Origin of the sequence: Nonomuraea sp. NBC_00507, from assembly GCF_036013525.1 — a bacterium.
Lineage (GTDB): Bacteria > Actinomycetota > Actinomycetes > Streptosporangiales > Streptosporangiaceae > Nonomuraea.
The window spans coordinates 10,769,314-10,788,371 of the sequence record NZ_CP107853.1; the positions used below are offsets into that span (position 1 = coordinate 10,769,314).

Below are 19,058 nucleotides of genomic sequence, written 5' to 3' on the forward strand. Positions count from 1 at the left end.
ACCCCACGTCAGGTCGGTTTATCCGTTCACCTCCATGACGCTCCCGGGCGGCGAAATGTGACACTCAGGCGAAACGTTCGACCGTGACCGGGATCAGCCCCTGCTCGCGGATGGCCTCCCGGTGGTGGTGCAGGAGCGCGCCGAGCATGGCGAGCGGCCCGGTGCCGAGCCGTACGGTCACGTCCACACACCAGGCGATGCCGGCCCCGATGCGGCGCAGTTCCCAAGTGAAGCCGTGGCCCCCAGCACTGCCCGACGCCTTGCCGACCACGCGCGGGTCGCCGGTCGGCTCCAGCCGCAGCGCCGCCTGCGCCTTCGCCAGCCCGTCGGCGCCGAGCTCGCCGGCGAACAGGATGCGGTAGCGGCGCGCCTTGGCCGGCGCGGTGCCCAGATGGAGCGGCGCGGAGGCGGGAAGAGGCTGGCGGCGCCGGAAGAAGTCGCGCAACCGATCCTCCTGGGGCAGCTCGCCCCCGCCGAGGTACGCGTAGGCGTCGCGGGCGTCCCGCCGGTCCACCGGCATCACCCTCCTGCGCAGGGCGCCATCGGACCGGATGGCCCGGCTCACCTCCGGGGCCGCCAACCAAGCGCCAGTCTCCGATCCCCATTCGGCGCTGTCGATGCCGGCCGCGGTGAAGTCCTCGCCGAGCACGAATTCCTCCACCAGGACTCCTGCCGGTGACCGGTCATTCACGGAGGTGGAGATGAGGTAGTAGTCCAGTCCCATTCTTCGCATGATCCTCGGCCGGGGAACGGGGGATCAAGCAACGCGCCGGTCCGGCGGACCGCCAACTCGTTTCATCCGGAAAGCGGTCTCCCGCGAACCAAGGACGAACGACAGCTGTCGAACTCATATGGGGCGGTCCCGGCGAGAGCCGGGACCGCATGCATGCGCGGGGCGACGAGCCTGGGGCGGAGAGCGACAGCTTACGTGACCGGCGGAGTGCCCGTGCGAGCGCGACCATCAGACACAACCGCACCGGGGGCGGTACGCGAGGGGGATCACATGAACATCGATGCTGGATCGCGCCGGGCGGCACGGCCTGGGGCGAGACGGGGGGTGGCGAGGATGCTCACCACAGCCGTACTGGCCACGGCGGCCTGCGTCACCGGCCAGCTGACGGCCGGCGCTGGAACGGTCCAAGCAGCGGTGCAGCCAGGCGTCAAGGACGGCGGCGTCACCGCGTTACCTACGGGCACGGATCTGGCCGGGACCTGGTCGAAGGCGTCGCAGGCGCTGATGCGCCCGCTGCTCGCCGCGGCGCGGGACGTGCGGGGCCGCCCGGTCAACTGCCGCCGCGTCAAGTGCGTGGCACTCACCTTCGACGACGGACCCGGTCCGTACACCGACGCGCTGCTGCGCCGGCTGAAGGCCCACCGCGCGCGGGCCACGTTCTTCGTCGTGGGGCAGAACGTCACCGCCTACCCCGCCATCCTGCGCCGCACCGTCGCGGCGGGTCACGAGATCGGCGGCCACACCTGGTCGCACCCCAACCTGACCCGGCTGCCTGCTGCCGCGGTCCGCGCCGAGTTCGCCCGTACCGACCAGGCGATCAAGGCGGTGACGGGGCTCGTGCCGCGCCTCATCCGTCCGCCGTACGGGGCGCTCAACGCCTCCGTGCGCATGCAGAGCACACGACCGATGGTGATGTGGAGCGTGGACACCCTGGACTGGCTGCACCGTGACAGCGCCAAGGTCACCAAGAAGGCCCTCAAGGCGGTGCGCCCCGGCAGCATCGTGCTCTTCCACGACATCCACCCCACGACGGTGCGGGCCATGCCGGGGATTCTGAAGACTCTGTCCGCGCGCGGCTACACGTTCGTCACCGTCAGCCAGTTATTCGGCGGCAACCCACCGCCCGTGGCCTACAGCGGCGCCTCCAGCCTGCTCTGAGCTCCCGCTCATCCGGAGGCCGTCCGGACGAGGAGCAGCGCGTCCTGGCCGGACGCCGCGCCCCACACCTCACCGGGGCGGCCGTGGATCTGGCGCACCGCCGCGGCATCGCCGTTCGCGGGGGTGAAGCGCTCGGTGGCGGGGTCGAAGCTGATCAGCCGGTCGCTGCCGAAGTCGCTGATCCAGACGATGTCGGCGGAGTCGACGTAGACGGCGTACGGCTGCGGGGCGTCCCCGGGAAGCCGCCATTCCTTCCACGCGTCTGAGGCGGGGTCGTAGCGGCCGAGGCGGCCGCCGTTCCACTCGCTGACCCACACGCGGCCGGTGCTGTCGGCCCAGACGCGGCGGGCGCCCTGGCCGGCGGTCGGAGGTTCGAGCACGGTGGCGCGGCCGGTGTCCGGCGCGATCCTGGCGATGTGGCTGCCGGCCAGCGAGGCGTAGTAGACGGCGCCATCGGGCGTGGCAGTGATCCCGTACGGTCCGGGGCCGCGCGGGGCGTCGTACACGTCGATCTTTCCCGTGTCCGGTGCCAGCCGGCCGTAGACGCCGCTCTGGCCGGTGAACCAGAGCACGCCCGCGGCGTCGAACGCCGCCGTGTTGAGGTCGGCGCCCGCGCGGTCTCCGGGCAGCGGGTAGGTGCGTACCTGGCGGTTGTCCGCGTCCACCCGGACGATCGCGTTGAGCCCGCTGTCGGTCACCCAGGCGTGCCCGCCCGGCCCGGTGATCACGCCGTGCGGTCTGGAGCCGTCGCCCAGCGGCACCTGCGTCACCTTGCCCGTCTTGGGGTCGAGGTGGCCGAGGTAGCCCGCGCTCTGGGCGGTGAACCACACACCGCCGTCGGCGGCGGGGGCCACGTCGTGCGGCCCGGCTCCGCTCGGCACCTCGAACCGCTGCACGGCCGGCCCGGCGGCCGCACCGGTCTGCGCGGGGGCGGCCGTCTGAGCAGGAGGGACGGTGGGTGCGGCGGTGCAGGCGGCGAGCACGAGCAACACCGCGAGCGGTGCGCTTCGCGTCAGTACGCTTGCCAAGCGGGTCACGGCTACTCCTTCAGTGATCGCCAATCGTCGACGCCGATCCTGGCCACCGGCTCGGTCCCGCCGCCGGGGGCGAAGACGAACGTCTCACCCTCAGCCGAGGAGAGGCCCGTGGCGTGGGACAAATTGAAGCCGTGCGAGACCAGCACGGTGTTGACGCCCTGGGCGGGGCGGCCGGACAGCAGCCGGCGAAGGGCCGCGGCCAGCGCGTCGTCGTCGGTGCCCGGATAGATCTCGTTGATGAGGTCACGGCTGTCCCGCGCCTTGCCGAACGCGAGCTCGGCGGTCTCACGGGTGCGCCGGTAGGGGCTGGCGAGCACCTCGCCGATGGGGATGCGCAGCCGCCTGACGGCCTGGCCGATCTCCCGTGCCTGCGCTCTGCCCTCCGCGGAGAGGTTGCGCTGCGTGGAGGGGTCGGAAAGGTCTGGGTTGGGGTCGTCCTGGGTGGCTTCGGTCGCCGTGTGGCGGATGTAGAGGACATAGCCACCGCGCCGCAACCGCCCGACCAGCCCGGCGTCCGCCGTGGCCGGCCCACTGTCCGCCGTCGCGCCGGCCTCGGGCGACGTCGCGGGGACGGATGACGACGCGGCGGGTGCCGGTGATGGTGCGGCGGGCAGGGGGACCGGCCCGCCGCAACCGGCCAGGAGGCAGGCGCAGGCGGCAAGCAGCGCCAGGCTGGACCTCACGCCCACGACGCTACGCCTGCCGACCGCAAAGCCGCGTAAAGTGTCAGCCTCCCGCGGGGTACGGCGGGCCGAGGCTCCAGGCCCGGGCCGTCTGGTCCCTACTGCCGCTGACGACGATCGGCCGGCCGTCGAGCAGGCCGACCGCCACCGACCAGACGCTGTCGGCATGCCCGGTGAACGGCGTGCCGAGCGGCTTTCTGGTGCCGAGGTCCCATACCCGCACGGTCGCGTCCTCGCCGCCGGTCACGGCCACGGGCGTGCCCTCCAGGTTGCTGATCGCGACCGACCAGACCCAGCCGGTGTGCCCGGTCATCGGCGCGCCGAGCTCCTTCCTGGCGCCCAGATCCCACACCCGCACCGTCATGTCCTCGCCGCCGGTGACCGCGACCGGCGTGCCGGCCAGGTTGCCGATCGCCACCGACCGCACCCATCCGGAATGCCCGGTCATCGGCGCGCCGAGCTGCTTCCTGGAGTTCAGGTCCCACACCCGCACGGTCGCGTCGTCGCCGGCGGTCACCGCGATGGGCGCGCCGCCGACCTGGCCGACGGCCACCGCCCACACCGCGCCCTTGTGCCCAGCGAGCGGCGCGCCGAGTTGCTTGCCCGTGCGCAGGTCCCAGACGCGGGCGGTGCCGTCGGCGGAGGCGGTGACGGCGACGTGCGTGCCGCCGATCCGGCCGGTCGCCACCGACTTGACGTCGCCTTCGTGCCCGGCCAGCGTGCGGGACGTGCCCGTGGTGAGGTCCCAGACGCGGGCGGTGTCGTCGTCGCTCGCGGTGACGGCGACCGGCACGGCGTCGAGCTGGTCGAGCGTGGCTCCTCTGACCCATTCCGTGTGCCCGGCGAGCGGCCGGCCGGCCTCCTGCGAGGTACGCAGGTTCCAGACGCGGGCGGTCTCGTCGTCGGAGCCCGTCAGCACGACGGGGACGCCGCCGAGCGTGCCGACGGCCACCGCCCGCACATCGTTGGTGTGGCCGGCCAGCGGCTTGCCGAGCTCCTTGCCGAACGGGGTGCCCTGCGCGGTCGTGCGTACGGGTCCGGGATCGCGGGTGACCCGCGGCTCCGGCCACATCACCACCGCCACCACCACGGCCGCGATCGCCGCGGCGACGGCCGCGAGCGCGCTCCTGGGCACCCGCCGCGCCCGCGACGTCGCAGGCGGGGCCGCCGGCTCGGTGATCTCGGCGGTCGGGAGGGTGTCGCCGCCGGTCAGGGCGCGGACCAGGTCGTCGGCTGTGAGCCGGCGTCCGGGGTTCTTGTTCAGGCAGGCGGTCACCAGCGGCAGCAACGATTCCGGCACGCCGGTCAGGTCCGGCTCCTCGTACAGCAGCGCGTGCAGCACGGCCGGGACCGACGCGCCCGCGAACGGCCTGCGGCCCGTGGCCGCGTACACCATCGTGGCGGCCCAGCTGAAGACGTCGGCGGCTGGCCCGATCTGGTCGGAGCTGACCTGCTCGGGCGCCATGTATCCGGGTGTGCCGAACGCCCCGGACTGGGTGACGGCGTGCTCAAGGGCCCGGGAGATGCCGAAGTCGATCACTACGGGGCCTTCGGGGCCGAGGATGACGTTGGCGGGCTTGAAGTCGCGGTGCACGACCCCGGCGCGGTGGATCGCGGCCAGCGCGGTCGCGGTCGCGACCGCCAGCCGATCCAGCCCGCCGCCGGTGCGCGGGCCCTCCTGCCTGACCACGCGGTCGAGGGACTCGCCGCGCACGTATTCACTCACGATGTACGGCCGGTCGTCATGCATGCCCATGTCGAGGACCCTGGCGGTGCAGAACGGCGCCACCCGGCGCGCGAGCTCCACCTGCCGGAAGAATCGGCGGCGCTCCTCGGCGTCCTCCGACATCCGGGCGTGCAGCACCTTGATCGCGACCTCGTCGCCGTCCGAGCTCAGGCCGCGATACACCGTGCCCTGGCCGCCGTCACCGAGGGACCCGGTGAGCCGGTAGCCGGAGATCTGCCCAAGGTCGGGCTGTGGACGCGACAATGCCCACCTTCTTCGTGTCAGCAGGGACCTCAGCACCGGATACTACGATCGAAAAGGGTTAGCTGGACGACCCGAAGAGGGGACATAATCGGGCACCGGCCTCGCTTTCAGCCGGGCATCACCGGAAAGACATTTCCCGTTAGCCGACTATTCAGATATCCATCCAGCTTTGTGTACTGAGAGGTTTTCGTGACGCCTGGTGTTCGATTGATCCGCAGCCCCGACCTCGCGCAGACCGTTGAATACGCGTACGCGGCCGTCGCCGACGTGCCGGTGCGAGCCATCTGGGCGGCCGGCGCCTGCCCGCTGGACGCCGACGGCACGACCGTCGCCGTGGGGGACGTCGCCGGGCAGACCCACCAGGTGATGCGCAACCTCGTCACGGCGCTCGGCAGCGCCGGCGCCGCGTTGACCGACGTCGTCAAGACCACCGTGTACGTGGCCTCGTCCCGGCGTGAAGACCTGGCCGAGGCGTGGAAGGTCTACCGCGACCACATGGGCGCCCACGACGTGCCCAGCACACTGCTCGGCGTCACCGTCCTCGGGTACCCGGACCAGCTGGTCGAGGTCGAGGCGGTCGCGCTGATCACCTCGCCGGAGTAGTCCTGGCACTCACGTTGCGCATCGCCCGGCTGCCGGCGACCGGCGCGAAGGCCGGCCGTCACGGGCATCCGGCGAGGTGCCCGCGACGGCCGGTTCGGTGTCAAGCCAGCAGGGCCGCCACCGCCAGCGCGGACTCCGGGTGCTCGGCCAGCAGCGCGCGGGCCTCCCGGTGCTCGGCTCCGGCGGCCGCGGGCGCCCGCCATTCGCCCTCGCAGCCCAGCAGCGCCGCCACGGCGTCGCAGGCCGCCGGATGCCCCAGGAGCAGCTCGGCCACCGGCCCCGACGCCGGCGGCGCGGAGGCCGCCTTGGGCGGTGCGGGCCGCGCCGACCACGGCGGCGTCCAGGCGTCCACGGCGGCCAGGCTGCCGGGGAAGGTCCGCCCGGCCTCGCGGACGAGCGCCGGCATCAGCTCACCCGCCTGATCCCGCAAGGTGGTGATCAGCCTGGGCAACCACGGCAGCAACACGTTGTCCGGCAGCCGCCCGAACGCCTTGGAGATCACCTCGACCACGAACCCCGACAGCGCCGGGACCGGCTCGATGGCCTGCACGAACCCCATGATGTACTGCGGGAACGACGGCACCACCAGCGGGTTGGCGAGCAGCTCGTCGCACCGCCTGCGCAGCTCTGCCTGGGTCAGCAGCCCGAGCTGGGTCCGCGCGGCCCACAACACCGCCACCTTGGCCGGCGCCTCGGGATGCGACTGTTGCACGGCCAGCTCCAGCTGCGCCCGGTCGCAGCCGAGCGCCAGCGCCAGGCTCTCCATCGAGAACAGGAACCCCAGCATGGCGGCCACCTGCCGCACCCCGGTGTCGTCGTCCACGACGGCCGTGGGCAGCAGGGTGCAGTAATGCGCGTAGCCGGCGGTGGCGAACTCCTCGCACCAGGCCGGCAGCTCCGGCTCGTTGGTCCGGTAGTAAGCCATCAACCGCCGGATCCTGCGCAGCACCTCGGGCGCGTCGTCCACGCTCCGCTCGGTCGCCAGCAGCTCCACGGCCCGCGCCCCGAGCTCGTCGGCGAAGCGCTTGCTGCCCAGGTAGAGCATGGCGTCCTCGACCGCGGCGAGCGCGTCGGCCGCGGTCGCCTTGGGATCCCGGACCTTGCGCCGCAGCCGCTGCTCCATCACCTGCTCGATGGTGACGCCCTCGTAGCCGAGCTCGATGATGGAGCGCTGGTGCTTGCCGAAGGACAGGTCCCAGCTCTCCTGGATCGACCGCTCCCCCAGCCTCCGCTCCCCCATGATGGGCCGCACCGCGTCGTGCGGCAGCAGGTAACGCAGCATCCACAGCAGGTCGGAGCAGGGCACCAGCTCGGGGTCGGCGTTGAGGTCGAGCAGGGCCCGCTGGATCGTCCGTTTCGTCAGATCCAGGCCGAGCGGCTCGAGCCGGTCGTAGACGTTCCTGGCCAGCGGTGGCAACGCGTCGTAGCCGACCTCGCCGACGCGGTCGCCGCCGAGCAGGATCTCGCAGAGCCGGCGCACGTCCCTGCGGCCCGGCACGACGTCCTTCTCGATGCAGGTGACGGCCGCGTCCTGGAAGTCGTACGGGGTGGGCCTGGCCCGGTTACGGATGCCGGCGAGCAGGATCGACGTCTCGAACACCGCGATCGCGTCGGCGGTGCTGGCCAGGTAGCCGTTGCGGCGGGCCAGCCGGACGATGTCGACGCACCAGCCGAGCAGCTCGGACTGGTCCAGCTCGTCGAGCGCGGGCGGCCGTGACAGGAACCCGGTCAGCTTGTCGGCCGCCGCGATCGCCGGCTTGGGCGGGGGCAGCTTGGCGGAACGCTTGCGCGTGCCCTTCTGCCCGGCCAGCTGGAACGGGATCAGGCCGCTGCGGGTCACCGCCTTGGCCCACGTCGCCGCCGCGATCGACACCGAGCCCGAGGCCAGGCCGAACTGGGCCTCGATGGCCGAGTGGCTGGACGGGATGAGGCCGTAGAGCCACTTGGTGTTCGTGCGCGGAGTGATCTCGAAGGGTTCGGTGGAGCGCAGGCCGAACTGCTCGACGTGGCTGGCGGCGTGGAAGGCGCCGCACACGTACAGGCAGTCGGCCGGGTCGGCGCCGGATGTGGCCAGGTGCTCGCGCATCCTGGTCCACATGTAGCGCTCGCGGTCCTCATCCACGCTCAGCCGGTGCCCGTCGGGGTTGAGGCGGCGGAACAGGCTGCCGATCAGCACCATCACCTGGCGGTAGGTGTCGTAGTCCGCGCCGGACAGCGGCTGCTCGACGTACTGGTCCCACCATTCCGACCAGTGCCGCACCTTGCCGTGGTGCAGCAGGTGCTCCTCCAGCTCGGCGAAGCGGGGGCGCAGGTCGCCGATCTCGACGCCGACGGCGTCGCCGTGCAGGCCGGCTTCCTCCTCCTTGGGGGATTTCTGCGCCTCTTCCTTGGGCGCCCACTGGAAGACGTGGTCGGTCGAGCGGTCCACCAGGACCAGCTCCACGCCCGGCGTTTCGAGCGCGTACGAGATGGCCTGGTATTCGGCGGACGCCTCCGTGATGGGCGCCACCACGCTGAGCGGCGCCCACGCCTTCGGGAAGCCGTCGAGGTCGGTCGCGAACGCCTGCACCGCCACCGGCAGCCGGCAGTTGCGCAGCTCGGTCAGCAGCGGCCGCAGGTCCTCGCACAACTCCAGGTAGATGACCTTCGGCTGCTTCTCACGCAGCCGCCGCACCATCGCCAGGGCCGAGGCCGGCGAGTGGTGGCAGACCGGGAAGATCTCCAGCTCCTCGCGCAACGCCCGGTCGACGTCGTTCACCATCCCCGACAGGATGCCGGACACGGTATCGCCGCCGAACTCCCGCGCCGCCTGAGCGAGCTGCTCCCGCAGCGGGTCGAACGTGCTCATGACAGAGTGGCGATCGCCTCGCGGCCGCCCTCGAGGAACTCCTGCCACGGCCCGCCGCCGTTCTTGCTGCGGGGCTCGACGACGCCGTGCCAGTACTTGTTCAGGATCGCCAGGTCCTCGGGGCTGCGCCGGGCCAGCGACCCGACCAGCGAGCCGGCGAGGGTCTGCGCGCGCAACACGCGGTCGCCGAAGAAGTGGCTGTGCAGGATCGCGTCCTCGAGCACGCCGATCTGCTCGGCCGTGGACAGCGCCGACTCCAGCTTCTCGTCGTCGCTGGTGGCCGAGGCGGCCGCGGAGCGCAGGTCGGCGAAGCTCTGCAGCAGGATGTCCAGCAGCGTCGGCGGCAGGTCCAGCTCGATCTGGTGCCGGCGCAGCAGCTCTTCGGTACGGAAGCGGACGATCTCCGCCTCGCTCTTCTTGTTCGTCACCACCGGGATGCGGACGAAGTTGAAGCGGCGCTTGAGCGCCGACGACAGGTCGTTGACGCCCCGGTCGCGGCTGTTGGCGGTGGCGATGATGGAGAAGCCCGGCTGGGCGAAGACGATGTTGTCGTCGTCGAGCTCGGGGATGGAGACGTATTTCTCGGACAGGATCGAGATCAGCGCGTCCTGCACGTCGCTGGTAGAGCGGGTCAGCTCCTCGAAGCGGCCGATCACGCCGCCCTCCATCGCCGTCATGATCGGCGAGGGGATCATCGACTCGCGGGACTGGCCCTTGGCGATGACCATGGAGACGTTCCACGAGTATTTGATGTGGTCCTCGGTGGTGCCGGCGGTGCCCTGCACCACGAGCGTGGAGTTGCGGCAGATGGCCGCGGACAGCAGCTCGGCCAGCCAGCTCTTGCCGGTGCCCGGGTCGCCGATCAGCAGCAGGCCCCTGTCGGAGGCCAGGGTCACGATGGCGCGCTCGACGAAGCTGCGGTCGCCGAACCACTTCTGCGGGATCTGTCTGTCGAGCCCGTCGGAGCGCTCGGAGCCGAGGATGAACAGCCGGATCATGCGGGGGCTCAGCCGCCACGTGAACGGCTTGGGGCCGTCGTCGATCGACTCCAGCCAGTCGAGCTCCTCCGCGTACTTCACCTCTGCGGGGGCGCGCAGCATATCGTCACTCATGCGAGGTTTCTCCTAGGTGAGGAAGTTTTTGAGCTCGAAGACGAGCTTGCGGATGTGGCCCGAGATCACCGGGGTGCCCAGGTCCTTGAGTTTCTGGCGGTACCACGAGTCGACGCTCTGGTAGCCGGAGCTGTTGACCGAGCCGACGGGGATGAACTTGACGCCCGAGCGGTGCACGGCCTCGAAGTCGTTGATCAACGACCGGTTGTCGTAGAAGTCGGAGATCCACACCATCACGGTGTTACGGGGATCGGAGATCTTCGGCCTGGCCAGCGCCATCGCCGCCGTGCCGTCGGTGCCGCCGCCGAGCGTGGTGCGCAGCAGCACCTCGAACGGGTCGTGCACCCACGGGGTCAGGTCGAGCGCCCGGGTGTCGTACGCGATCAGGTGCACGTCCACCTTGGGCAGGCCCGCGAAGATCGACGCCAGGATGGTGCAGTTGACCATCGCGTCCACCATCGACCCCGACTGGTCGACGACGACGATGAGCCGGGCGGGGGTGGTGCGGCGGGCGGTCTGCTTGTAGTAGAGCCGGTCCACGTAGAGCCGCTGGTCCTCAGGGCTCCAGTTGGTGAGGTTTTTCCAGATGGTGCGCTCGATGTCGAGGTTGCGGAAGACCCGCTTCGGCGGCACCGACCGGTCGATGACGCCCACGCTGGTCTTCTCCACCTGGGTACGCAGGACCTCGGCGACCTCGTCCACGAACTTGCGGATCAGGGCCTTGGCGTTGGCCAGCGCGACGCCCGACAGGTTGTGCTTGTCGTGCAGGAGCTGCTCGATGAGCGACATGCTGGGCGTCAGCTGCCTGGCCAGCGCCGGGTCGGCGAGCACTTCACGCAGGTGCATGCGTTTGACCAGGTCGCCTTCGATGTTGGCGAGGACCGCGGCCACCTCTTCGTCGCCCGGGCTGCGCCGCAGCCCGCCCGGCTCGCAGCCCATGCCCTTCTCGAACCAGGCCGCGTCCTGCTTCCAGCGCTCCAGCTGGGCCGCGGTGACGTTGCCGCCGCCCGTCGAGAAGACGTTGAGCAGCAGCTTGGAGACCAGGGCGGCGCGGCGCACCTCGTCGCCCGCCTCGTGCTCCTTCTCCACCATCAGGTCCTGCAGCTCGACGCCCAGCTCGGGGAAGCGCTGCACGAGGGTGTCGACCGAGACGCCCGGGTCGAGCAAGGCGGGCGGCAGTCCGAGATCATCGACGATGGCGACGCTGGCCGTCTCCAGTGCGGCCTGCTCGTCGGGGACGAACAGCCGCGACAGCAGCCGCCAGTAGAGCACCTGCCGCCGCGTCATGCCGGCGCTCTGCCCGGCGTCGCCTTGGTTGGAGGCTTCGTGGGCGGCTTCGTTGTCTGTGAGGTCGCTCATTTGCGCAGCAGCCGCCCTGCCCGCTCGCGCAGCACGGCGACCGCGTCGCCGGACTTCGCCTCAGCCTTGACCACCTTGGGGTCGGTGGGGCCCATCGCCCAGTCACCGGTGTGCACGGCGACGGGCTTCTTCTTGACCGTGGCCTGCACCGCGAGCGGCTGCAGCAGCCACCGCCCGCCGTCCCAGCGCAGCAGCCCGATGCACGCGGAGGACGCCGCCACCAGCTCGGGTGTGAGCGGCGTGGACGACGGTAACCGGTCCAGGTCGAGCGTGATCGTGTTGCCTCCGCCGAGCTCCAGCGTCTCGCCCTCGACCGTGTAGCCCTCGATCAGCACGGGCTCGGCGATGCGCACGGGATGGCGGTCGAGCGGCGGGACCGGCGCGGCGACGGCCGCGCCGAGCTGGACGCGGGCGGTCGCGAACGGGTCGGCCTCCTCGCCCGCGCGGGCCCGGTCGTCGTGCCACACCAGGTCGCCGCCGGCCAGCAGGGGCAGGTCCGTGATCTCCAGACTGCGGTGCTCGGCCAGCGCGCCCAGCAGCACCGGGTGGCCGCCCATCAGCCGCCACACGGCCGGGCCGACGATCGTGTCGACCTTCGCCGCCGCCACGCTCGTGCGTACGAGCCTGGCCGGCGCGCCTCCGGCCGGCTCGAGGATGGCGTGGACCTGGACGCGTACGACCGTGGCGTGCTCGTGCACGTCGGCGCCCAGGATGAGCAGCCGCCCCGACACCTGCTCGGCGCCGCCGTTCCAGGAGCCGGACTGCGACAGCAGCAGGGCACGCATCCACAGGTCGGCCCATCTGCGCGCGGGCACCCGCTCCATCGTGCTCACCGGGCACGAGGCCCGCAGCTCTGCCGCCAAGCCGTCGAGCAGCACCGCCAGCCCGCGTAGCTCCGGCACGGCGAGCAGCGCCTCGATCGCCTGGTCCGAAGAGGAGACGACGTCGTGGTCGACACCACGCCAGCCGACGATGGCCAGCTCGCGCAGCCACACCCGGCATCCGGCGAGCAGATTGTCCGGGTGGCCGCCGGTCGCGGGAGCCGCCTCCCAGGAGGCCCGCGTACGTCCGAGCGCCGCATCGAGGCGGCCGAGCAGAGCATCGTGCACCGCCCCCGTCAACGCGGCCCGCCCACCGGCCAGCGCCGCCAGATGCTCGTCGCCGATCGACCCCGCGACCACCTTCTCCACGGACTCGCCGATCCGGTCGCCGAGCGGGCTGGCCGCCAGCGCGCCCGCCAACGCGCCGAGCGCCGCGGCCGGCTCCTCCCCGATCCGCGCGAACCCGTGCACGAGCGCGTCGTCGAACCCCGCCACCAACTCGAGCGCCTCATCGGCTCCGGCCGGCGCGCCACTGAGCAGCTCGCCAAGCTGTACGTCGAGCATCAGCACTCCACCTCCGCGCCCGTGAAACGTGTGCCGGCCATCAGCGCACCGCCCCCATCGCCGGGAACCAATGCAGCTCGGCCAGCGGCTCGGTGCTGTCGGGCACCTCCAGGTAGGCCAGGTGGCGCAGGAACCGGCTGAACACCACGGCCGCCGGCGTGCGCTCGACCAGCCGATTGAGGCTGTCTATCAGGTCGCCGTCCTCGGCAACCTCGACCCGCAGGTAGCGGGCCACCCGGTCCATTCCGTACTGCAGGACCGCCTCGTCGGCCAGCATGCGTATGTGCTTGCACGCGTAGCCGTGCAGCGCACCGCACGGCCGGTTGTTGTTCGTGCTACAGCTCAGCGCATGGGTGCCGGCGGTGATCGACGAGACGTAGACCCGTTCGATGTCGGATCCGCTCGACACGACGCCCTGGAGACGGCCGTCGGCCAGCTCGACGAACGGCACCTTCGCCAGTTTGCGCGGCTCGACGGGCGCCACCACCCGTACCACGCTGCGTTGCTCCCACGCGGCTCTGTCCGCGTCCACGACCTCAGAACCTCCTGCCCCAGCCACTCGCAGGGCAGGCGGGAGTGCCCGCGCCTTCGCGAACGGCTGATCAATTGATCCGGGAACCTACCCGACCCCACCGACAGAACGGGGAGAAATGATCAAACCCGCCGGCAGCCCGACGGGACCTGACACAACGGCCTTCCACACGCACGGCACCCCGCCCATGGACGAGGACTAGGCCACGTGCTCCTTGATGGCGACGCTGGCCAGCGCGAGCAGGAGTTCCAGATCGGTGGCGGCGTCCACGTGGACGGCAACCCAGGCCCGGTCCCGGCAGGCCTGCACCTGGTCGCAGTCCAGTAGGTAGGGCTCCAGGCGGTCGATCGCCGGGGCGGTCAGACGGACCTGGACCTCGTCGGCGCCGGCCAGCCGCAGGATCTCCGTGCCGCGCACGGCGAACGTCACACCCCGCCGGGTGTCACTGAGCACCAGCGCCGGCCACGAGCGTAACTCGGCCACGGCGCGGGCCACATAGGGTCCCCGCCGTTCAGCTGCCCGTCGCCTGACGGTAATTCCCACATCTCCATGCTGAGGGACGGCGGACCTTCGCGTCACCGACCGTTCCGCAACCGTTATCAACGCTCAGCGGTGCACGATCAGCCAGGTCGCGACGGCGGTCACGGTGTCGGAGCGGTTGCCGATGATGTGCGGCCGGTTGCACGGGAAGGTGATCGAATCGCCCTTGGCCAGGGTGACGATCTCGGTCTCGAACTCGATCGTCAGCTCCCCGGCCGTGACCGTGCCCACCTCGTACCCCTCGTGTTTGAGGAACTGCCCGTGGGCGGTGGAGATCGCGTTCGGCGGGTAGGTCGACTCGAAGAACTCCACGTCCGGCGCCGGCACCGGCGATAACCTGCGGAACGTCACTCCCCCGCTGAGCTCGATCGGCGCGACCTCCCACGCCCGCCGGATGGCCAGACCGGGCACGGCGGGGTCGGGCTTCGGATCCTCCGGCACGTCGAACACCGCCGCCAGCGGCACCCCGATGGCCGAGACGTAGGCGATGAGCCGGCTCACCGAGGGCCGCATCGTGCCGCGTTCGATCTGCGACACGGCGCTGGGCGAGATGCCCAGCTCCCGCGCCACGGCGCGGAGCGATTTGCCGGACTCGGTGCGCAGGTCGCGGAGCCGCTGACCGAGTCGCTCGTTGCTGACCGCTTCCAGCCCGGTACGGCTCTCCATGGCCTCCACACCATTTGTCACAGGGGATTTACATACACGCAATTGACAGCAGCGCGTGCAGTCATAGGTTAACGGCAAGTGTTCAGTGATCACTTAACACTACGCCGGAGACCTACCCCCCAAGGATGCCCCAATGTCCGAACCCGCCGCATCGATCACCCAAGCGCCACCCCCCGCCTACGACCCCCGGCTCACCAACGAGGACCTGGCGCCGCTGCGGAAGCAGACCTGGTCGTCGTACAACATCTTCGCCTTCTGGATGTCCGACGTGCACAGCGTCGGCGGCTACGTGACCGCGGGGAGCTTGTTCGCGCTGGGCCTGGCCAGCTGGCAGGTGCTGTTCGCGCTGCTGGCCGGCATCGTCATCGTGCAGATCTTCTGCAACCTGGTGGCCAAGCCGAGCCAGGTCACCGGCGTGCCGTACCCGGTGATCAACCGGGCCGTCTTCGGCGTGCTGGGCGCGAACATCCCCGCCATCGTGCGCGGCTCGATCGCGATCGCCTGGTACGGCGTGCAGACATACCTGGCCTCGCAGGCGCTCATCATCATCTTCCTCAAGTTCTGGCCGGCCACGGCCGCGCTGACCGAGCCGGCCTTCCTCGGCCTGTCCGTGCTCGGCTACATCTGCTACGCGATCCTGTGGGTCGCCCAGGCGGCGGTGTTCTGGCGCGGCATGGACGCGATCAAGCGATTCGTGGACTGGGCGGGACCCGCCGTCTACGTGGTCATGGTGGTGCTGGCCATCTACCTGGTGAGCCAGGCGGGCTGGGAGAACATCAGCCTGGACCTGTCGGGCGAAAGCCTCGGCTTCGCCGAGTCGATCCCGGTCATGCTCAGCGCGACCGCCCTGGTGGTGTCGTACTTCTCCGGGCCAATGCTGAATTTCGGTGATTTTTCGCGGTATGCGCGGTCATTCCAGGCCGTCAAGCAGGGCAACCTCCTCGGCCTGCCGGTCAACTTCCTCTTCTTCTCCATCCTGACCGTGATCACGGCGTCGGCCACCGTGCCCGTGTTCGGCGAGCTCATCACCGACCCCATCCACACGGTGCAGCGCATCGACACGCCGTTCGCGATTCTGCTCGGCGGCCTCACCTTCGTGATCGCGACCGTGGGCATCAACATCGTGGCCAACTTCATCTCGCCGGCCTTCGACTTCTCGAACGTCAGCCCGCAGCGCATCAGCTGGCGTACCGGCGGGATGATCGCGGCGGTCGGCTCCGTGCTGCTGACGCCGTGGAACTGGTACAGCAACCCCGACGCCATCCACTACACGCTCGGCCTGCTCGGCGCGCTCATCGGGCCGCTGTTCGGCATCCTGATCGCCGGCTACTACGTGTGCGCGCGGCAGCGGGTGTCGGTGGACGAGCTGTTCACGATGGACCAGGCCGGGCGCTACTGGTTCAGCAAGGGCTACAACCCCAACGCGATCTGGGCCACCGTCGCCGCCGGAGTGCCCGCCATCGCCTCCGTGCTCGTCCCGAAGATGCTGCTCGACCTGGGCGTCACGGCGACGGACGCGACGTGGATCGCCGACTACAGCTGGTTCATCGGCTGCGGCCTCGGCTTCGTGGCCCTGGTCGCCCTGGAACGGCTCCGGCCCCGGATCACCGCCGCCGCATGACGCACCTCAAAGTGATCAACCCGAACACCGCCCTGGCCATGACCGCGTCCATCGGTCGCTGCGCCAGGGCGGTGGCGTGCCCGTCGACGGTCGTCACGGCCGTCAGCCCGAGCATGGGGCCGGAGTCCATCGAGAGCCACTACGACGAGGCGCTGGCCGTGCCGGGGGTGCTGGCCGAGATCGCGGCGGGCGAGCGCGAGGGGGTGGACGGGTACGTCATCGCGTGTTTCGGCGACCCCGGCCTGGACGCGGCCCGCGAGCTGGCCGCCGGCCCCGTCGTCGGCATCGCGGAGGCCGCCATGCACGCCGCCACGCTGCTCGGGCGGGGCTTCAGCGTGGTGACGACGCTGTCCAGGACCGTCGGCCGGGCATGGGACCTCACCCACCGCTACGGCTTCGCCGCCGCCTGCCGCGGCGTGCACGCCTGCGACATCCCGGTCCTGGACCTCGAGGACCCGGCCGCGCGCAAGACCGTGACCGAGCTGTGCGTCGCGGCCGTCGAGCGTGACGGGAGCGACGCGGTCGTGCTGGGCTGCGCGGGCATGGCGGATTTCGCGGCCGAGGTGTCGGAGGAGACGGGCGTCCCAGTGATCGACGGGGTGACGGCGGCGACCAAGCTCGTCGAGTCGCTCGTCACGCTCGGCCTGCGGACGGGCAAACGCGGCGAGTACGCCCTGCCCCGGCCGAAGCGTTACTCCGGTTTACTGCGCGACTTCACGATCTGAACGAAATGTATTGACGCCTGCGCAGGTTAAGGCTACCGTCGTCTCATAACTAAAAGGAAACTTTCCTAATAGTTTCCTGGCATCCCACTCCCCATTCACCCCCCAACGGATGTCGGAGCATCGATGAGACACAAGATCCTCGCCTGCCTGGCGGCCTTAGCGCTGCCCCTCACCGCCGCGGTCGTCGCCCCGCCTGCCGCCATGGGCTCGGCCACGGTCATGTTCGCCGACTGGGCGCCGTGGACGGCGTATTCGGCGGGCACGCGCGTCACGTACAACGGCGTCGAGTACGAATGCATCCAGTCGCACACGTCCCAGCCCGGCTGGGAGCCGCCGAACGTGCCGGCCCTGTGGAAGCCGACGACCGGCGGCGGAGGCGACACCACGGCGCCGTCGGTGCCCGGCAACCTCCGCTCGACGGGCGTCACCAGCACCAGCGTCACGCTCGCCTGGAACGCCTCCACCGACAACGTCGCCGTCACCGGCTACGAGATCTACCGCGGCGGCACCCTCATCACCACGGTGACGGGAACGACGTACACCAACACGGGCCTGAGCGCCGCCACGGCCTACACCTACACCGTCCGCGCCCGCGACGCCGCCGGCAACCGCTCCGCCAACAGCAACAGCGTCACGGTCACCACCACCGGTGGCGGAGGCGACACGACCGCGCCGACCGTACCGGGCAACCTCCGCTCGACCGGCGTCACCGCCAGCAGCGTCGCCCTGGCCTGGAACGCCTCCACCGACAACGTCGCCGTCACCGGCTACGAGATCTACCGCGGCGGCACCCTCATCACCACGGTGACGGGAACGACGTACACCAACACCGGCCTGAGCGCCGGCACGCCGTACACCTACACCGTCCGCGCCCGCGACGCCGCCGGCAACCGCTCCGCCGAGAGCAACTCCGTCACCGCGACCACGACGGGCGGCGGAGGCGGCGGTAACAAGGTGCTCGGCTACTTCGTGCAGTGGGGCGTCTACCAGCGCGGCTACCACGTCAAGAACATCGACACCAGCGGCTCGGCCGCCAAGCTGACGCACATCAACTACGCCTTCGGCAACGTGCAGAACGGACAGTGCACGATCGGCGACTCCTACGCCGACTACGACCGCTTCTACCAGGCGGGCGAGAGCGTGGACGGCGTCGCCGACACCTGGGACGCCGGCGCGCTGCGCGGCAGCTTCAACCAGCTGCGCAAGCTGAAGAAGAAGTACCCGAACCTGAAGGTGCTGTTCTCCTTCGGCGGCTGGACCTGGTCGGGCGGCTTCACGCAGGCCGCGCAGAACCCGGCCGCGTTCGCCGAGTCCTGCTACCGCCTCGTCGAGGACCCGCGCTGGGCCGACGTCTTCGACGGCATCGACATCGACTGGGAGTACCCGAACGCCTGCGGCCTCACCTGCGACAGCAGCGGCCCGGCCGCGTTCAGAAACCTCATGTCGGCGCTGCGCTCCCGCTTCGGCTCCGGCAATCTGGTCACCGCCGCCATCACCGCCGACGGCACCAACGGCGGCAAGATCGACGCGGCCGACTACGGCGGCGCGGCGCAGTACGTCGACTGGTACAACGTCATGACGTACGACTACTTCGGCGCCTGGGCGGCGCAGGGCCCGACGGCCCCGCACTCGCCGCTCACCTCCTACTCCGGCATCCCGATCGCCGGGTTCTACTCCGACAACGCGATCCAGAAGCTCAAGAGCAAGGGCGTGCCGGCGAGCAAGCTGCTGCTCGGCATCGGCTTCTACGGCCGCGGCTGGACCGGGGTCACCCAGGCAGCGCCCGGCGGCACGGCCTCGGGAGCGGCGCCGGGCACGTACGAGCAGGGCATCGAGGACTACAAGGTCCTCAAGACCCGCTGCCCGGCCACCGGCACCGTCGCGGGCACCGCGTACGGGTACTGCGGTGGTCAGTGGTGGAGTTACGACACCCCGGCCACCATCGGCGGCAAGATGAGCTACTCGAAGAACCAGGGCCTCGGTGGCGCGTTCTTCTGGGAGCTCAGCGGTGACACCACCAACGCCGAACTGCTCACGGCCATGAGGAATGGCCTGGGCTGACATTT

At 70.7% G+C, this 19,058-nt stretch carries 16 protein-coding genes; 5 read left to right on the plus strand and 11 right to left on the minus strand.

What is annotated here, in order from left to right; translation table 11 throughout:
• Positions 1-64: 64 nt before the first annotated feature.
• Complete coding sequence (locus OHA25_RS51475) at positions 65-724, minus strand: hypothetical protein (protein WP_327584163.1); 660 nt, start codon at positions 722-724, stop codon at positions 65-67.
• A 342-nt stretch (positions 725-1,066) separates the two neighbouring features.
• Here OHA25_RS51475 and OHA25_RS51480 point away from each other — a divergent pair, with 342 nt between their 5' ends.
• Positions 1,067-1,891 (plus strand): polysaccharide deacetylase family protein, encoded by an 825-nt coding sequence (locus OHA25_RS51480; RefSeq protein ID WP_327584164.1) that lies wholly within the window; start codon positions 1,067-1,069, stop codon positions 1,889-1,891.
• An 8-nt stretch (positions 1,892-1,899) separates the two neighbouring features.
• Here the strand turns inward: OHA25_RS51480 and OHA25_RS51485 are convergent, their stop codons facing one another.
• The 3 genes from OHA25_RS51485 to OHA25_RS51495 are packed head-to-tail and all read right to left on the minus strand — an operon-like array spanning position 1,900 to position 5,601.
• Positions 1,900-2,928 carry a Vgb family protein gene (locus tag OHA25_RS51485; RefSeq protein ID WP_327584165.1) on the minus strand — a complete coding sequence of 343 codons (1,029 nt, stop codon included), beginning with the start codon at positions 2,926-2,928 and terminating at the stop codon, positions 1,900-1,902.
• A 2-nt stretch (positions 2,929-2,930) separates the two neighbouring features.
• Positions 2,931-3,611, minus strand: coding sequence for a histidine phosphatase family protein (locus OHA25_RS51490; RefSeq protein ID WP_327584166.1), 681 nt, complete (start codon positions 3,609-3,611; stop codon positions 2,931-2,933).
• A 43-nt stretch (positions 3,612-3,654) separates the two neighbouring features.
• Positions 3,655-5,601: a serine/threonine-protein kinase gene (locus OHA25_RS51495; RefSeq protein ID WP_327584167.1), complete on the minus strand. Its 1,947-nt coding sequence runs from the start codon at positions 5,599-5,601 to the stop codon at positions 3,655-3,657.
• Positions 5,602-5,808: 207 nt separating this feature from the next.
• On the opposite strand from OHA25_RS51495, the gene OHA25_RS51500 reads away from it, so the two are divergent.
• Positions 5,809-6,204, plus strand: coding sequence for a RidA family protein (locus tag OHA25_RS51500; RefSeq protein WP_327584168.1), 396 nt, complete (start codon positions 5,809-5,811; stop codon positions 6,202-6,204).
• Between the two features lie 100 nt (positions 6,205-6,304).
• Here OHA25_RS51500 and OHA25_RS51505 read toward each other — a convergent pair whose 3' ends face one another.
• From OHA25_RS51505 to OHA25_RS51535, 7 genes are all read right to left on the minus strand, one after another.
• A complete protein-coding gene (locus OHA25_RS51505) occupies positions 6,305-9,052 on the minus strand; it encodes a DUF5682 family protein (RefSeq protein WP_327584169.1) in 2,748 nt (915 codons plus the stop codon).
• Positions 9,049-10,164 carry an ATP-binding protein gene (locus OHA25_RS51510; protein WP_327584170.1) on the minus strand — a complete coding sequence of 372 codons (1,116 nt, stop codon included), beginning with the start codon at positions 10,162-10,164 and terminating at the stop codon, positions 9,049-9,051. The genes OHA25_RS51505 and OHA25_RS51510 overlap by 4 nt, the downstream gene beginning before the upstream one ends.
• A gap of 12 nt (positions 10,165-10,176) precedes the next feature.
• Complete coding sequence (locus OHA25_RS51515; protein ID WP_442942244.1) at positions 10,177-11,451, minus strand: VWA domain-containing protein; 1,275 nt, start codon at positions 11,449-11,451, stop codon at positions 10,177-10,179.
• Positions 11,452-11,519: 68 nt separating this feature from the next.
• Positions 11,520-12,908 carry a hypothetical protein gene (locus tag OHA25_RS51520; protein ID WP_327584172.1) on the minus strand — a complete coding sequence of 463 codons (1,389 nt, stop codon included), beginning with the start codon at positions 12,906-12,908 and terminating at the stop codon, positions 11,520-11,522.
• 40 nt (positions 12,909-12,948) lie between these two features.
• Positions 12,949-13,440 carry a hypothetical protein gene (locus OHA25_RS51525; protein ID WP_327584173.1) on the minus strand — a complete coding sequence of 164 codons (492 nt, stop codon included), beginning with the start codon at positions 13,438-13,440 and terminating at the stop codon, positions 12,949-12,951.
• A gap of 198 nt (positions 13,441-13,638) precedes the next feature.
• Positions 13,639-13,935 carry a luciferase domain-containing protein gene (locus tag OHA25_RS51530; protein ID WP_327584174.1) on the minus strand — a complete coding sequence of 99 codons (297 nt, stop codon included), beginning with the start codon at positions 13,933-13,935 and terminating at the stop codon, positions 13,639-13,641.
• A 111-nt stretch (positions 13,936-14,046) separates the two neighbouring features.
• The gene (locus tag OHA25_RS51535) at positions 14,047-14,646 is read right to left on the minus strand and encodes a helix-turn-helix domain-containing protein (protein WP_305920705.1); all 600 of its coding nucleotides are present in this window, start codon (positions 14,644-14,646) and stop codon (positions 14,047-14,049) included.
• 133 nt (positions 14,647-14,779) lie between these two features.
• Between OHA25_RS51535 and OHA25_RS51540 the strand changes: the two genes are divergently transcribed.
• The 3 genes from OHA25_RS51540 (at position 14,780) to OHA25_RS51550 (ending at position 19,053) form a co-directional block, all read left to right on the plus strand.
• Positions 14,780-16,267, plus strand: coding sequence for an NCS1 family nucleobase:cation symporter-1 (locus tag OHA25_RS51540; protein ID WP_327584175.1), 1,488 nt, complete (start codon positions 14,780-14,782; stop codon positions 16,265-16,267).
• The gene (locus OHA25_RS51545; RefSeq protein ID WP_327584176.1) at positions 16,264-16,992 is read left to right on the plus strand and encodes an aspartate/glutamate racemase family protein; all 729 of its coding nucleotides are present in this window, start codon (positions 16,264-16,266) and stop codon (positions 16,990-16,992) included. Before OHA25_RS51540 ends, OHA25_RS51545 begins: the two co-directional genes overlap by 4 nt.
• 123 nt (positions 16,993-17,115) lie before the next feature.
• The gene (locus tag OHA25_RS51550) at positions 17,116-19,053 is read left to right on the plus strand and encodes a glycosyl hydrolase family 18 protein (protein ID WP_327584177.1); all 1,938 of its coding nucleotides are present in this window, start codon (positions 17,116-17,118) and stop codon (positions 19,051-19,053) included.
• Positions 19,054-19,058 lie beyond the last annotated feature (5 nt).